The sequence below is a fragment of the Enterobacter sp. Ag1 genome, from assembly GCA_000277545.1.
GTDB lineage: Bacteria > Pseudomonadota > Gammaproteobacteria > Enterobacterales > Enterobacteriaceae > Cedecea.
The window spans coordinates 39,550-54,996 of the sequence record AKXM01000030.1 but is presented as its reverse complement, the minus strand read 5'-3'; the positions used below and the strand labels follow the sequence as shown (position 1 = coordinate 54,996).

General features: G+C 56.1%; 13 protein-coding genes. 10 read left to right on the top strand and 3 right to left on the bottom strand.

Annotated elements, in window-relative coordinates; all coding sequences use genetic code 11:
- Window positions 1-137 precede the first annotated feature (137 nt).
- Window positions 138-410, bottom strand: a complete 273-nt coding sequence (drpB, locus tag A936_RS11865) for a cell division protein DrpB (protein ID WP_008458086.1) — start codon at window positions 408-410, stop codon at window positions 138-140.
- A gap of 1,319 nt (window positions 411-1,729) precedes the next feature.
- Here drpB and mgtA point away from each other — a divergent pair.
- The 4 genes from mgtA (at window position 1,730) to A936_RS11845 (ending at window position 6,799) form a co-directional block, all read left to right on the top strand.
- Complete coding sequence (mgtA, locus tag A936_RS11860; protein ID WP_008458082.1) at window positions 1,730-4,423, top strand: magnesium-translocating P-type ATPase; 2,694 nt, start codon at window positions 1,730-1,732, stop codon at window positions 4,421-4,423.
- Between the two features lie 75 nt (window positions 4,424-4,498).
- Entirely contained in the window at window positions 4,499-4,735 is a 237-nt protein-coding gene (locus tag A936_RS11855; RefSeq protein WP_008458080.1) for a hypothetical protein, read from the top strand.
- A gap of 2 nt (window positions 4,736-4,737) precedes the next feature.
- The gene (locus A936_RS11850; RefSeq protein ID WP_008458078.1) at window positions 4,738-6,390 is read left to right on the top strand and encodes a Na/Pi cotransporter family protein; all 1,653 of its coding nucleotides are present in this window, start codon (window positions 4,738-4,740) and stop codon (window positions 6,388-6,390) included.
- 67 nt (window positions 6,391-6,457) lie between these two features.
- Window positions 6,458-6,799: a DUF2493 domain-containing protein gene (locus tag A936_RS11845; RefSeq protein ID WP_008458076.1), complete on the top strand. Its 342-nt coding sequence runs from the start codon at window positions 6,458-6,460 to the stop codon at window positions 6,797-6,799.
- 44 nt (window positions 6,800-6,843) lie between these two features.
- Here A936_RS11845 and A936_RS11840 read toward each other — a convergent pair whose 3' ends face one another.
- Both A936_RS11840 and A936_RS11835 read right to left on the bottom strand, forming a co-directional pair.
- A complete protein-coding gene (locus A936_RS11840; RefSeq protein WP_008458074.1) occupies window positions 6,844-8,376 on the bottom strand; it encodes an amino acid ABC transporter permease/ATP-binding protein in 1,533 nt (510 codons plus the stop codon).
- Between the two features lie 24 nt (window positions 8,377-8,400).
- Window positions 8,401-9,228: an ABC transporter substrate-binding protein gene (locus A936_RS11835; RefSeq protein ID WP_008458073.1), complete on the bottom strand. Its 828-nt coding sequence runs from the start codon at window positions 9,226-9,228 to the stop codon at window positions 8,401-8,403.
- Window positions 9,229-9,758: 530 nt separating this feature from the next.
- Between A936_RS11835 and A936_RS11830 the strand changes: the two genes are divergently transcribed.
- From A936_RS11830 to A936_RS11805, 6 genes are all read left to right on the top strand, one after another.
- A complete protein-coding gene (locus tag A936_RS11830; protein WP_008458071.1) occupies window positions 9,759-10,682 on the top strand; it encodes a LysR substrate-binding domain-containing protein in 924 nt (307 codons plus the stop codon).
- Between the two features lie 176 nt (window positions 10,683-10,858).
- On the top strand, window positions 10,859-12,124 hold the full coding sequence (locus A936_RS11825; protein WP_008458068.1) for a flavin-containing monooxygenase: 1,266 nt from the start codon (window positions 10,859-10,861) through the stop codon (window positions 12,122-12,124).
- 26 nt (window positions 12,125-12,150) lie between these two features.
- Window positions 12,151-12,579 (top strand): RidA family protein, encoded by a 429-nt coding sequence (locus A936_RS11820; RefSeq protein WP_008458066.1) that lies wholly within the window; start codon window positions 12,151-12,153, stop codon window positions 12,577-12,579.
- Complete coding sequence (locus tag A936_RS11815) at window positions 12,576-13,250, top strand: DUF1028 domain-containing protein (protein ID WP_008458063.1); 675 nt, start codon at window positions 12,576-12,578, stop codon at window positions 13,248-13,250. The genes A936_RS11820 and A936_RS11815 overlap by 4 nt, the downstream gene beginning before the upstream one ends.
- Window positions 13,243-14,391 (top strand): acetylornithine deacetylase, encoded by a 1,149-nt coding sequence (argE, locus tag A936_RS11810; RefSeq protein WP_034808949.1) that lies wholly within the window; start codon window positions 13,243-13,245, stop codon window positions 14,389-14,391. Before A936_RS11815 ends, argE begins: the two co-directional genes overlap by 8 nt.
- A 322-nt stretch (window positions 14,392-14,713) precedes the next feature.
- Window positions 14,714-15,343 carry a hypothetical protein gene (locus A936_RS11805; protein WP_237717578.1) on the top strand — a complete coding sequence of 210 codons (630 nt, stop codon included), beginning with the start codon at window positions 14,714-14,716 and terminating at the stop codon, window positions 15,341-15,343.
- Window positions 15,344-15,447 lie beyond the last annotated feature (104 nt).

Genomic DNA, 15,447 nt, shown 5'->3' with positions numbered 1-15,447 from the left:
ATTGCAGCGCAGAGAAAAATTAAATGATGCCGGGAAAGAGCATGAAATAAATAGGCTGGCTTCAGCGGAAGTTTTACAGCGGGAAGGTATACAGCCTGAGCCACGCAAAAGCAGGTGGCTCATCGGGCAATTTGGTTTCAACGCAGCCGGTTTTCTCTGGCGCGAACAGGATAAGCACGCGGCCTTGTGTACCATGCTATCCAGCCCAGCACCGCCGCGACGGAACCTAACACCAGCAACCCCATCAGCGCCCCGAGGAGTTTACCGCTAAAGGTGCCTAAATCGCCGCTGGTTACCCCACTGACGACCCAAAAATAACGCACCATCGCCCAAACGATGTACAAACAAAAAGCATAGAACAGCCACAGCGCAATTTTGCCGCCGGGGCTGCGAGTTGGTTTCGCATCCATAACGTTCGACCTAACTTTCAACTGAAACAAAAACGGGTTGTCGACCGCAGTTCCACTGCCGTCTTAATGTGATTTTTATCACACTAACGCAGCAGATGAACCGCTATAAGCGTTAAATTTTGTTTCAAATCAAAGCGCGAGGGGCAAAAACCGGCTTTGCCCGCAAGTTTTGATTTAGTTTAAGGAAAATATTAATGGTGACGATATCTCTCGTCTAAACAAGAATCGGGCACAAATCCTCCCCTCACCCCGGCCCTCTCCCCAAAGGGGCGAGGGAGAAAACTGCAGGTCAGAACAATACGTAATCTGTTCCCTCTCCCTTCCAGGGAGAGGGTTAGGGTGAGGGTCAGTAACGAGAACACCGGGTTTCGGGGGAATGACGGCGATCCCCCAGGCCGTTTACAAGTTAGAAAAAAACACAACTCAGGGAGTGAGATAAAAAATATCCTTTATTCTCTTCCCTCAATATTCCCTCACTGAAATATAAACGAACACATTTAATTTCCACTGGCGGGTTGACAATAGTACTGCCCATGGGTAGATTTCACGGGCCGAAGTTGCGGCCTTTCCTAACCTGACATAAGAGACTAATGGATACTGAATTTAGTAGCTGCCCGAACATGGCCTTAATGGCGGTTCGGGAAAGTAAACATGAAATCGATTGTGATCACTTCTTCGTTTTGGTGTGTCTCGCCGGAGCCTGATGCTCTCGTGTTGTCCCACCTCGACCAGGGTTTTCACGGTCCCGAGGTGTGTTATGAACTTCAAATCTACCCTTTTTCCTGGTGTCAAAACAGTGACATCAACGCTGCGTGTCCGGCCGCCCCGCGATCGGGTGTTGTCCGCACGCAAAAAACAGTCAAACTCAATTTTCTCTTCGAAAATCAGTGAGTTGAATCAACGCATCACTAACTGGCGTGTCAGTCCTGTCACCGGCCAGCTGGAGCGTCGTTGCAGCTTCTCTGATGGCGAAGACCCTCAAAGTCGACCCTTCGTAGCCTGATTCAGCCGTTACGCCGTAGGTTCGTCTGCGCGCTATGCCGCAGCCCGCTTCCGTGCGCCTCGCTGAGTTACGTCACTGCTGGTACCTGTTTATTCGCTGATGCCTTCTGGCATATTTCTCAGCAGGAATAAACACGTCCCGAGAAAAGAAAATATAAATTTCTTACCTGTTTATTTTTAATAAATAAATAGTGAGAAACCCTGTGCGAAATTAATTTAAAACCGATCGCTCATGCGGCATCGGGCTATTTTCGGTCGCCCTTAATCTGGCGTTTACCTTAAAGAGTCTGCTGCCGTCCGGCGACAGGAGCACCACCATGACTGTACAAACCAAGAACCGTAATAAAAAAAGCACGCTGTCTATGCGTGCCGCCCAGGAAGCCAAAAACGGCATCGCAGAAACCCTGGTCAACCTGAACACCACCCGGGAAGGGCTGCAGGAAGCCCACGCCAGCGCCCGGCTGGAGCGGGATGGCCTGAACGAAGTTGCCCATGACAAGCCGCCTCACGCGCTGGTTCAGCTGCTGATGGCATTTAATAACCCATTTATCTACGTGCTCGGCATTCTCGCCGGGATCAGCTTCTTTACCGATTACTGGCTGCCCACCAGCCACGGCGAAGACGGCGACCTGACGACGGTGACTATCATCGGCACCATGGTGGCGCTCAGCGGCCTGGTGCGTTTCTGGCAGGAGCACCGCTCGGCGAAGTCTGCCGAGGCGCTGAAAGCGATGGTTCGCACCACCGCCACGGTTGTGCGTCGTGAACACGCAGGGCAAAAAGGAACCCCGCGTGAAATCCCGATGCGCGAACTGGTCGTGGGCGACATCGTGCAGCTCTATGCGGGGGACATGATCCCGGCAGACGTGCGCCTCATTGAGTCCCGGGATCTGTTTATCAGCCAGGCCGTGCTGACCGGTGAAGCGCTGCCGATTGAGAAATACGACACCCTGGGCGACGTGGCGCAAAAGTCCGCGCACGATAAGGCGATCGACAGCGAAAACCTGCTGGATATCCCGAACATCTGCTTTATGGGCACCAACGTGGTCAGCGGTACCGCGCAGGCGGTGGTGGTAGCAACCGGGCCACGGACTTACTTTGGCTCGCTGGCTAAAGCGATTGTCGGCAGCCGCGCACAAACGGCCTTCGACCGCGGCGTGAACAGCGTCAGCTGGCTGCTGATCCGCTTTATGCTGGTGATGGTGCCTGTGGTGTTCCTGATTAACGGCCTGCTGAAAGGCGAATGGTGGGATGCCCTGCTGTTTGCCCTGGCGGTAGCCGTAGGGTTAACGCCTGAAATGCTGCCGATGATCGTCAGCGCCAACCTCGCCAAAGGCGCGGTGGCTATGGCGAAGCGTAAAGTGGTGGTTAAGCGCCTGAACGCTATCCAGAACCTGGGCGCAATGGACGTGCTGTGCACCGACAAAACCGGGACGCTGACGCAGGATAAGATCATCCTCGAGCATCACGTGGGCACCAACGGCCAGAAAAACGAGTCCGTGCTGGGGCTGGCCTGGCTGAACAGCTACCACCAAAGCGGCATCAAAAACCTGATGGATCAGGCAGTCATTTACTTCTCTGACAATGAGCCAAACTTCGTCAAACCGCAGGGCTACAGCAAAGTCGACGAGATGCCGTTTGATTTCGTCCGCCGCCGCCTGTCGATTGTGGTGAAGGACAGCCAGAGCAATCACCTGCTGGTGTGCAAAGGCGCCGTGGAAGAGATGCTGAGCATTGCCACCCACATGGAAGAGAACGGCAAGGTAGTCGCGCTGGATAATCAGCGCCGTGACGCCATGCTGGCAATGACCAATGACTACAACAAAGACGGTTTCCGCGTCCTGGTGGTGGCCACTCGCGATATTCCTAAAGCCGAGGCGAAAAAACAGTACGGCACCGACGATGAGCATGACCTGATTATCCGCGGTTTCCTCACCTTCCTCGATCCACCGAAAGAGAGTGCAGGCCCGGCAATTGCTGCTCTGATGGACATTGGCGTAGCGGTAAAAGTGCTGACCGGCGATAACGCCATCGTCACCACCCGCATCTGCCGCCAGGTCGGGCTGGAGCCGGGTGAGCCGGTACTCGGCCCGCAGATTGAGCAACTGAGCGACGCCTCCCTCCAGCAGCTGGTGGAAGAGCGCACCGTGTTTGCCAAGCTGACGCCGCTGCAGAAGTCTCGCGTGCTGAAGGCGCTGCAGGCCAACGGCCATACCGTGGGCTTCCTGGGCGACGGGATTAACGACGCCCCAGCCCTGCGCGATGCCGACGTCGGTATCTCGGTCGACAGCGGCACCGATATTGCCAAGGAATCCGCCGACATCATCCTGCTGGAAAAGAGCCTGATGGTGCTGGAAGAAGGCGTGATCAAAGGCCGCGAGACTTTTGGCAACATCATGAAGTACCTGAACATGACCGCCAGCTCCAACTTCGGCAACGTGTTCTCGGTGCTGGTCGCCAGCGCATTCATCCCGTTCCTGCCGATGCTTGCGATCCAGCTGCTGCTGCAAAACCTGATGTACGACATTTCCCAGCTCGCGCTGCCGTGGGACAAAACGGACAAAGAGTTCCTGAGCAAGCCGCGCAAGTGGGATGCCAAAAACATTGGCCGCTTCATGGTCTGGATTGGCCCGACGTCGTCCATTTTTGACATGACCACCTTCGCGCTGATGTGGTTTGTGTTCAGCGCCAACAGCGAGCACATGCAGACCCTGTTCCAGTCCGGCTGGTTCGTTGAAGGCCTGCTGTCGCAGACGCTGGTGGTGCACATGCTGCGTACCCAGAAAATTCCGTTCATTCAGAGCACTGCCGCCTGGCCGGTACTCATGATGACCGGGCTGATTATGGCGATTGGGATTTACGTACCGTTCTCTCCGCTCGGGCCGTTGGTTGGGCTGCAGGCGCTGCCGTGGCAGTACTTCCCGTGGCTGGTGGCTACCCTGCTCGCCTACTGCTGCGTGGCTCAGGGCATGAAAACGTTCTACATGCGTCGCTTCAAGCAGTGGCACTAACGCTGCGTTAAGTAAGGTAAAAAAGTGCCGCTTCGGCGGCACCTTTCAGGCAAGCAACACAAGCTGGAAAGCATTATGGAAAAGCAACATTCCATTATTTTCCTGATTAAAAATAAGACCATCGCACTGGTTGTCTTATTTTTAATGAAAATAACCCGCACCCTTCGCGTCCACGCCCTGGCCTGGTTCGCCGGAGGGAAAATCAACTATCGACACGCGAAAGCGTTACTGAACCTCGCCAGCGCCATACATCGTTTTTCGATCAGGTTACTGCGTTTTGTTACACCACCCGCCCTGAAGAGGGGGAATTGATTATGTCCGGAACTACTCTGTTAATTAACCTGGCTGGCGCCATCGCTTTGCTGCTCTGGGGCAGCCATATGATTTCAACTGCGCTGCAGCGCGGCTTCGGCACGCCGCTGCGCAACTGGATGGGACGCCACCTCACCAGCCGCTGGACGGCCCTGCTCGCCGGGATCGGCATTACCGGCGTTCTGCAAAGCAGCACCGCGGTAAGCATGATGGCGACGTCGTTCACCGCCGCAGGGACGCTGAGCCTTGCCCCAGCCCTGGCGGTGATGCTCGGCGCTAATATCGGCTCCACGCTGGTGGTGCAGCTGATGAGCTTCGACATGGAAATGGCCATCCCGCTGCTTCTGCTTGCCGGGTTTGTGGTCTTCAAGCTGCGCGACCATTCCAACTTTGAGAGCGTGGGCTGCGCCCTGATTGGCCTCGGCCTGATGCTGCTTGCCCTGCATTTACTGAGCGGCACGCTGGCGGAAATCGAAGTCACGCCGGTGTTTCACGCCGTGATGCAGGGGCTGCAGGGCGATATCTTAATCGCCCTGCTGGTGGCCGCGATCCTGACGCTGCTGTGCCACTCCAGCGTGGCGATCATTTTGCTGATCGCTTCCCTCGCGGCCACCGGCGCGATGGGGCCAGAAACAGCGCTGATTCTGGTGATGGGAGCCAATATTGGTGGGGCGTTGCCGCCGGTACTGAACGCGGGCTCCGCCGTGGCTCGTCGCCTGCCGGTTGGCAACCTGGTTGTTCGCTTGGTCGGCTGCGCGCTGGCGCTCTTAATGCTTCCGCTGCTGACGGATCTTGCGCAGAAGTCCGGGCTGAGCACGCCGCAGCTGGTGGTGTGGTTCCACACGGCCTTTAGCGCCGTGCTCGCACTGTTGTTTATCGGTCTGACCGCGCCGATGGCTCGTTTCCTGGAGCGTTTGTTCCCGGAAGAAGAGCGCGTGGGCGACCCTGGGATGCCGATGTATCTGGACGATGCCGGCCTCGAAGTGGCTTACATCGGCCTGTCTAATTCAGTCCGTGAATCGCTGCGCGCAGCCGACATGCTGACCATCATGCTGGACCGCCTGCTGGTGTTGTTTGTCACCCAGGAAAAGCAGGCTGCCGATGAGATTCGCCAACTTGATCAGTCGGTGGATCTGCTCAGCGCGGCGGTGCGTGCTTACCTGGCCGATATCAGCCATGACGGGCTGAATGACGCGGATGCCGATCGCGCCCAGGAGATCCTGATGTTCATCATCAACTTCGAGCATGCTGGGGACATTCTTTCCAGCAACCTGACCCAGTTAGCTACGCGCCGCGCTCGCCGTGGCGAACTGTTCAGCGACTTTGAATTACACAATATTCGCCTGCTGCACGCGGAGATCCTCACCAGCCTGCGCCTCGGCATCGCCGCGTTTATGCGTGAAGATTTATCCGCGGCCCATCAGCTGGTGCAGCGCAAGGAAACCATTCGTCAGCTCGAGGCTTCCGCCAGCCGCGAGCACTTCAAAAAACTGCGAGAGGACAAAAATGCCTGGGCGGAATCCGGCGACATTTTCCAGCGAGTGCTGCGGGACTACCGCCGCGTACATCACCACATCGCGGCCGTGGCCTACCCGGTAATTGACCGTCTGGGCGATAAGTCGCTGCGCTTTATCGAAACGCCGCCGGACGCTTAAAAAACAATAACCGCCGCAAGGTGGACGAAGCATCTTTTCAAGGAAAGCAACGTTAAGGTACAGAAAAGTGAGAGTTTTAATTTGCGCAGGTCGGTTTTATGCCGACACCCATACCCTCACCCGCGTGCTGGATTTATATGCCAGCACGCAGACAATGAATGTGCTGATCCACGGGGGACATCAGTCGCTCGGCGGCGCCATTGAAACCTGGGCACGCGGCACCGACGTGCACGTCATTCGCTACCCGGCCAACTGGGCGCTGCACGGCAAATACGCGGAAACCCGCCGCAATCTGTTTATGCTGGAGGACAGCCGCCCCGACGTGCTGCTGGCCTTTCCTGGGGGAGAAGATACGGCGGAGTGCGTACGAATGGCGCGCAGTTCCGGCGTGAAGGTAATAGAGATTTAATCCACCCGGGCTGCGGCAGGATAATGTTACCGCAGCCCGTTTTTTTAGGCCGTAACAGGGGCCAGATTTACGTCTTTCAGGAATTCGGTAATACGTGGGTTCTCTCCGCTGCGCAGCGCCTGAGGAGAGTCATCGCAAACGACTCGCCCTTTTTCCATAAACACAATTCTGTCCGACACGCTGAACGCGAAGTTCATCTCGTGGGTGACAATCACCATCGTGATGCCCTCCTCCGCCAGGTTCTCAATCACCTGCAGCACCTCATTCACCTTTTCAGGATCCAACGCCGAGGTAGGCTCATCGAACAGCATAATTTGCGGACGCATCATTAAAGCCCGGGCAATCGCCACCCTTTGTTGCTGCCCGCCGGAAAGCTGGTGTGGGTATTTGTGGGCGTGCTCGAGCATGCCGACTTTGCGCAGCAACACGCAGGCATCGCGCTTCAGCTCTGCATCCGTCGCCAGGCGATGGTAGTGCGGGGCCAGCATCAGGTTTTTCATCACCGTTAAGTGCGGGAACAGGTTAAAGCCCTGAAACACCATGCCGATGTTCAGCCGGTGCGCGGCGTTTTCCAAATACTGCGGCTTCTGGGCCCCGTGTTTTTCCAGGCGAATAAACGGCTGGCCGTTGATCAGGATCTCGCCGTTATCCAACTGCTCGAGGCCGTTCAGCAGACGAATCAGCGTGGTTTTGCCGGAACCTGACGGACCAATGACGGACACCACTTCACCGGGCTTGATGTCCAGGTTCACCGCGCCAAGCACCTCCACGTTGTTGTAGGCCTTGTGCAGCTTGCGGGCCTGCAGCGCGGGAACATTCACTGCCAGAGCCGGGCGAGCAACCAGCCCGCTTTCCTGTGCCGCCATCGCTTCCAGTTCGGCTTCCGGCAGGCGTGCGGTTTTGCGCTGGGTGACATCCAGCCGTTTTTCCAGCAGCTTTAGCAGGAAATCAAAAACGGTCACGATAAACACATAATAGAAAGCCACCGCCGCCATGGTCTCCATCACCAGGAAGTTTTGCGAGTAAAGCCGCTGCCCAACCATCAGGATCTCGGTCAGTGAAATCACCGAAACAAGCGAGCTAAGTTTCACAATGGAGATGTATTCGTTCGCCAGCGACGGCAGCGCCACCCGCAGCGCCTGCGGCACAATGACCAGCCACTGAATGCCGGCGTAGCGCAGCCCCAGGGCATGGGCGGCCTCACGCTGCCCGCGAGGGATAGCCAGCAGGCCACCACGGTGAATCTCGGCAATATAGGCCGTTTCACTCAGCACCAGCGCGATAAGCCCGGCCCAGAACGGGTCGCTTAACAAGGCCGAGCTGCCGGGCAGCGCCTGAGGCAGGTTATAGACAAAAATCAGCAGCACCAGCAGCGGCAGGCTGCGGAACAGCCAGATATAGGCCCGCGCCGGTAAAGAGAGCCAGGGAGACGCCGCCTGTTTGCCCAGCGCCAGAAGAAAGCCAAAGCCAATGCTGATTACCCAGCTCAGCAGGCTCAGCTTAATCACGGTCCAGGTTGCCTGCCAAAAATCGGCATTGCTAAACAGGCTGAATAAATAGTTCCAGTCAAACGACATATCTGTACTCCCCGGCGGTAATGATTACAAACTGCTGGCCTGAATTTCGGCTTCGGACGGCTCCGCCAGGTGATACTTTTTCACTAATGCCGAGTACTTGCCGCTCGCTTTAAAAGCCGCGATGCCGTCGTTCAGCGTTTTTTTCAGCTCCGGGTTGGTTTTACTCACCCCAAGCCCCACCAGCACCGGGTACAGCAGGTCGGTCGAGGTCACCGCCAGTCGCCCTTTCATTTTGTCCACCACCTGACTTGCCACGGCGGCATCGGTCATCTGCACTTCAACCGCGTGGGAAAGCAGCGCCTGGGTTGTCTGCGGGTCGGTTGAGAATTCGCTAACCGTAATCGGCTTCAGCCCCTGCTTCACGCAGTAATCCGCCGACAGCGTGTGCAGTTTTTCCAGCCAGTAAGTGCCCTGCATCGACCCGACTTTATGCCCGCAAAGCTCTTCCGGCTTGGTTGGCTTGAAGCTGGCATTGCTCAGCGTCAGCAGCGACTCGCCGGTTTTCAGGTAAGGCACCATGTCGATCACCTTCTGGCGCTCCGGGGTGATAAACAGCGCGGAAGCAATCAGCTCGAAGCGTTTCGCCTGCAGGCCGGGGATCAGGCTGGTGAAGCGGGTATCCACGTAATTGGGCTGCAGCTTCATCGCTTCGGCCACGCCGTTGATAAATTCAATATCGAAACCCGCCGGGGTTTTGCCGTCGAGGTATTCGTAAGGCGGGAAGGTAATATCGCTCCCCACCGTAAGCTGACCGGGGGTCATCACGGCCGCCTGAGCCCCGCCGCTGAGCAGTAAAGGCAGCGCCGCCGCCATGCAGGAAAATAACGCCTTGCTGTGTGAGGATGTAAACATGCGATGACTCCAGTGCAGGTGGTTAATCATTTTTATGGATGCCCCAACGGCGGCACCTGAAACAACGGATGATTTTCGCGCCGGGGAATGCCTTGCAATATATTCGCCAGGACGATAATCACTCGATGAGCGTTTGCGATGGGGTCATGCTGCAGGAGAAGCGCGTCGGGATAAAGGACGAAAAATATGCCTTACCTCTATAAAAAATTGTTTTAATGCAATGGTTATTTTTTTGCACCAGCGCAGCGCAAGATATTAATTCGCCAAAGAAAAGCCAATAAAGACATATTTCAGGCAGATAATAGCGGCTCAAAATATTCACCCGCACCAAAAAGGTGCGGATTATTTTTCCTCTGCCACTTTTTGGGGATAATTCGTGGCCAATAAAAATGAAAATATTTTTTCAGGGCATAATTTTGCCGTTTGTGTCCACCACTGTTACACCTGGCATGGGCCTTGCTGCAAACTGACTGAATAGCCTGAAACTCTCTTCAAGGCTGCATTGACAATAAAAAAGCGGGGTTAGCGCCATGACACATTTCACGCTCAAGCAGCTCAAGTACTTTGTCACCGTCGTGGAGGCGCAGAGCATCGCTGAAGCCTCAAGGCAGCTGCATATCGCCCAGCCTTCCGTTTCCATTGCCATCAAAAACCTGGAAGACACTTTTGAGCAGCAGTTTTTTATTCGCCACCACGCGCAGGGCGTTTCGCTCACGCCAGGCGGGCTGCGGTTTTATGAAAAAGCACGCGAGTTGCTGCGGCTTTCATACCAGTTTGAGCAAAATGCCAAAGCGGATAACGACCTGGTTTCCGGCACCATCGCCATCGGCTGCTTCGAGTCCGCGGCCCCGCTTTATCTGCCGAGGCTCATCGCCGGGTTTCGCAAGCTTTATCCTGACATAACCATCCGACTGTACGACGGGGAGCAAAATGAACTGACCCACGGGCTGCACCGCGGGCGCTTCGACCTCGCCTTTATGTACAACCTGGAGTTAGAGAGCACGCTGCATACCGAAAAACTGAACGCCCCGCAGAAACCTTACGCTCTGCTGCCTGCGGCTCATCCGCTGGCGAAAAAAACCACCGTCACGCTCAAAGAACTCAGTCGCGAACCGATGATCCTGCTGGACGTTATTCCCAGCAAAAGCTACTTCATGAATATTTTCACCGACAAAGGCCTGCACCCGGAGGTGGCCTACAGTTCGCCGTCGATTGAAATGGTGCGCTGCATGGTCGGCCAGGGCATGGGATTTTCGGTGCTGGTCACCCGCCCCTGCACCGACATAACCTATGACGGTCAGCGCGTTAAGCAGGTGGAAATCATTGATGATATGGCGGCCTCTACGCTGGTGATGGCTTATTTACGCAATAACGAGCCGACCCGGCCGACGCGCTTATTTATGGATTACTGCCGCACCTTTGAGCTGATGCCGAAAACCCTGGTCGAAAATTAAAAAGTGGTGTTTCACCGTCTTAAAATACAGGAAATTCATAGCCCATAGCTGGAGACCACTTTATTTATACCTTATCCCTAGATTTATAATATTTTACGGAATGTCTGCCGCTTAATAACCTTGTGCCATCGCGAAGCTGCGCTGAACCTTATTTCCCGAGCATCAAGGAAACAGACATGACCGAAATAAAAACACAGACAGATACCCTTGTGATTGGTGCCGGCCAGGCCGGGATCGCCATGAGCGAGCACCTGACGCGCCTCGGTATTCCCCATCTGGTGCTGGAGAAAAACCGCATCGCCGAAGCCTGGCGCAGCGGCCGCTGGGATTCGCTGGTTGCCAACGGCCCGGCCTGGCACGACCGCTTTCCTGGCCTTGAATTTGACGCCGCCGACCCGGACAGTTTTATCCCCAAAGACGAGGTGGCGAACTACTTCCAAAACTACGCCCGGAAATTTGAAGCGCCGGTAAAAACCGGCGTGGAAGTGAAAAGCGTGACGCGCCATCACGGCAGGTCGGGTTTCACGGTGGAAACCAGCGACGGTATTGTCGAAGCAAAGCATATCGTGGCCGCCACCGGACCTTTCCAGCGCCCGGTCATCCCGGCCATTGCTCCGGCAGATGACGGGCTGCACCAGATTCATTCCGCCGCCTACAAAAACCCGGCTCAGCTACCGGCTGGCGCGGTGCTTGTGGTGGGGGCTGGCTCTTCCGGGGTACAGATCGCCGATGAGCTACAGCGTGCGGGCAAGCAGGTTTACCTTTCCGTGGGTGCCCACGACCGCCCTCCCCGCGCCTACCGCAACCGGGACTTCTGCTGGTGGCTGGGGGTGCTTGGGCTGTGGGATGCTGCGGCCAATCAGCCTGGCAAAGAACACGTCACCATTGCGGTGAGTGGCGCTCGCGGCGGCCACACCGTTGATTTCCGGGCACTCGCACACCAGGGCATTCACCTCGTCGGCCTGACCCAGCGCTTCGCCGAGGGGAAAGTCTTTTTTGAAGATAATCTGGCACACAACATCCGCCAGGGGGATGAAAGTTACCTGGCCCTGCTGGACGCCGCCGATGCGTGGATTACCCGCAACGGGATCGATCTGCCTGAAGAGCCGCAGGCCCGAGTCTTCCCGGCCGATCCGCTTTGCGTCACCCAGCCCACGCTGGAATTGAACCTGGCCGAAGCGGGCATCACCTCGATTATCTGGGCGACCGGATACGCGCCGGACTACGGCTGGCTCAACGTGGATGCTTTTGATGCTCAGGGCAAACCACGCCACCAGCGCGGCGTGTCCAGCGAGCCGGGCGTCTATTTTCTCGGCCTGCCGTGGCTTTCCCGCCGGGGCTCAACGTTTATCTGGGGCGTGTGGCATGACGCGAAATACGTCGCCGACCACATTGAAACCCAGCGCAAATACAGCCGCTATCTCGACGCTTCCCAGCGCTAACCTTTTTGCCAACAAGGAATTAACCGATGCCCACGCATACCCGTATTCGCATGTTTAACACCAAAGAGACTTACCCTAATCAGTCGCTGAACAACGATCTCTGCCAGGCGGTACGCGCCGGGAACACCGTGTATGTGCGCGGCCAGGTCGGGACGGATTTTGAAGGGAATTTGATTGGGCTGGGCGACCCGCAGGCGCAGGCTGAGCAGGCCATGAAAAACGTTAAGCAACTGCTGGAGGAAGCCGGGAGCGATCTCTCCCACATAGTGAAAACCACAACTTACATTATCGACCCGCGCTACCGCGAGCCGGTGTATCAGGAAGTCGGCAAATGGCTGAGAGGCGTCTTCCCGATCTCCACCGGGCTGGTGGTTTCCGCCCTCGGCCAGCCGCAGTGGCTAATGGAAATCGATGTTATCGCGGTGATCCCGGGCGATACTCAGGGGGAAAAATGACCTTTTCCATCGCCGCACGCTGCCGGGACACCGGCCAGCTTGGCATCGCCATTAGCTCGTCCAGCATCGCGGTCGGCGCTCGCTGCCCGTGGCTGGTGCCGGGCGTCGGCGCGGTGTCGAGCCAGAATATTACCCTGCCCGCGCTGGGCCCGATGGTGCTGTCGAAGCTGGGCGAAGGTGCCACGCCGCAGGAGGCGCTAAAGCTGGTCGCCAGTGAACATCTGCACGGCGACTACCGGCAGGTGACGGTCATCGACAGCAACGGCAAAACCGCCTGCCACAGCGGCATTAATTCGCTGGGCATTTACCACGCCGTGGAAGGGGACAACTGCGTGGCGGCGGGCAATATGCTGGCCGATAAGTCAGTAATTAACGCCATGATCGAACGCTTCGAACAATGCCCCGGCCCGTTGGCTGACAGGCTAATGACCGCCCTTGAAGCGGCGCTGGAAAAAGGGGGTGAAGCCGGGCCGGTACACTCGGCTGCATTAAAGGTAGTGGACACCGTCGTCTGGCCGGTAGTCGACCTGCGCGTGGACTGGGCTGACGATAACCCGATTGCCGCGCTGCATTCGCTCTGGCTGGCCTATAAACCACAAATGCAGGATTACCTGATCCGTGCACTCGATCCGCGAGAAGCCCCCAGTTATGGTGTGCCAGGCGATGAATAGCCAACTGATTCCTTTATTGCAGAAGTTACTGGCGCGAGATACCACCAGCCGCGAGTCGAACCTGGCGCTGATCGAGGATATTCGCGATTACCTTGCCGAATGGGGCATCAGTGCGGAGCTGTTTCACAGTGAAGACGGGCGTAAAGCCAATCTTTATGCGGTGTTTGGCCCGGCAGGCGGCGGTGGCGTGATGCTCTCCGGCCATACCGACGTGGTGCCTGTGGACGGGCAACAGTGGAGCGTCCCTCCTTTCGACATGACTTACCGGGATGGCCGCTATTATGGGCGCGGGGCAGCGGACATGAAGGGCTTCATCGCCTGCGTGCTGGCCTCCGTCCCGGCGTTTCTTTCACAGCCGCTGAAAATACCCCTGCACCTCGCCTTCTCCTACGACGAAGAGGTCGGTTGCCTTGGCGTGCGCAGCCTGGTGGAGCACCTCCGTGCCTCCAAAGAGAAACCCGCGCTGTGTATTGTTGGAGAGCCAACCGAAATGCGCCCGGTTTACGGGCACAAAGGGAAAATTGCCATCCGCTGTGAGGTGCACGGCCTAGCCTGCCATTCTGCCTATGCGCCAGAAGGGGTGAACGCCATTGAATATGCCGCCCGGCTTATCGGCAAACTGGGAGAAGTTCGTGAGGCGCTGACCCAAAAGACGGATGCCCGCTTTGATCCCCCGTTCAGTACGCTCCAGGTTGGCACCATTCACGGCGGCAGCGCGCTGAACATTGTGCCGCAGGAATGCCAGTTTGATTTTGAGATCCGCTACCTGCCGGGCGTCGAAGTCACGGCGGCGATCGCCGACATTCAGGGCTATGCGCAGCAAAAAATGGTGCCCGCCATGCAAAACATCTCCCCGGCAAGCGCCATCCGGTTTACTCCCTTGAGCCACTACCCCGGCCTGCTGACGGATGCCCAGTCAGAATTTGCCCGATGGCTGGCGCAGTGGTGCGACAGCGCTGAGTTCAGCACCGTGGCATTTGGCACCGAAGGCGGACTTTTTGACGAAGCCGGGATTGCCACGCTGATTTGTGGCCCCGGTAGCATGGACCAGGGGCACAAGCCCGATGAGTTTGTTGCCGAAGAGCAGCTGCAAAAGTGCATGGCGATGCTGGAAAACCTGCGCCAGTGGATGAGCGCTTGATCGCTGCGTAGCGTCTGCAGGGAAAAACAGATAATTTATGCCAATCAACAGCAAACCAACAGAACATCCCACTTAAATACATCACCATTTAAATCATTAACTCCAGGAAAGTAAAGGGCAGCGGCAAATAACCAGTATAATTCTGGGTTTATTCCTTATCGTTGAGCCATTATTTACTCTTAAGGAGGATGATCGTGGAGGATTAATAGTAATAACCCTCTGCTTTCAGAGCATTTTATTCACAGTAAATTAATCTAATTTTTACATAAAGGTTTTGCTGTTTCGCTTATTAAATTCGGGTTGGATGAGGGGCATTTTCTTGTTGGAAACGACCGATTCAGCCCTGGAGTTGGTTGGGATGTCCGGGTTCAAAACACGCTTATTTTTACTTAATAAAAACAGCCAACGCCTGCTGTTATTGTGCAGTGGCTTACTGCTTAGTATGCTGGCCGCACTGATTGTCATCGGCATTTTTAAACCCACGGTAAAGCCGCTGAATGACCGAAGTGATACTGCTGCCCTGCTGGTTTATAGCTGGGAAGATCAGGCCAGCTCGCACCTGACATCCGCGAAAATTTATCATTCGACCGATGCAGGGACCCGCAAGGATATTTTATTGATGGTCTGGAACGTGAAGCCCTGTATTTTGGCAGGGAAAATGTCCGTCTCAGCGATGCCAAATCAGGCCATGAAATGGGTGCAACGCGAACTTCGGGAATCTCTGCGTACCGCTTTGATCCCCTCTCCCGCTTCCCACTGCGTATGCCCGGGAGCCGAAGAACGCCCCGATCTTTATAAGCAAAGCATCGTGGCAGAAACCGGATCGCATGGGCAGACCCACGAGCAAGATATAGAAGACAATCATCAACATGAAGGGCAAATACAACCTTCAGCGGCTAACGTCAGGGCTATTTTCTCAGCAGAGAAAGTCGATGCGCGGCATGCAGTCTGAAGTCTAGTAAATGGCCCTATTTTGTGTTTTCAGCCAAGGGTTGTTAGCCTTTACGTAAAATAACGCCCGACAGCGGAATGCTGCGCGCATTCCTGAATCAAAAA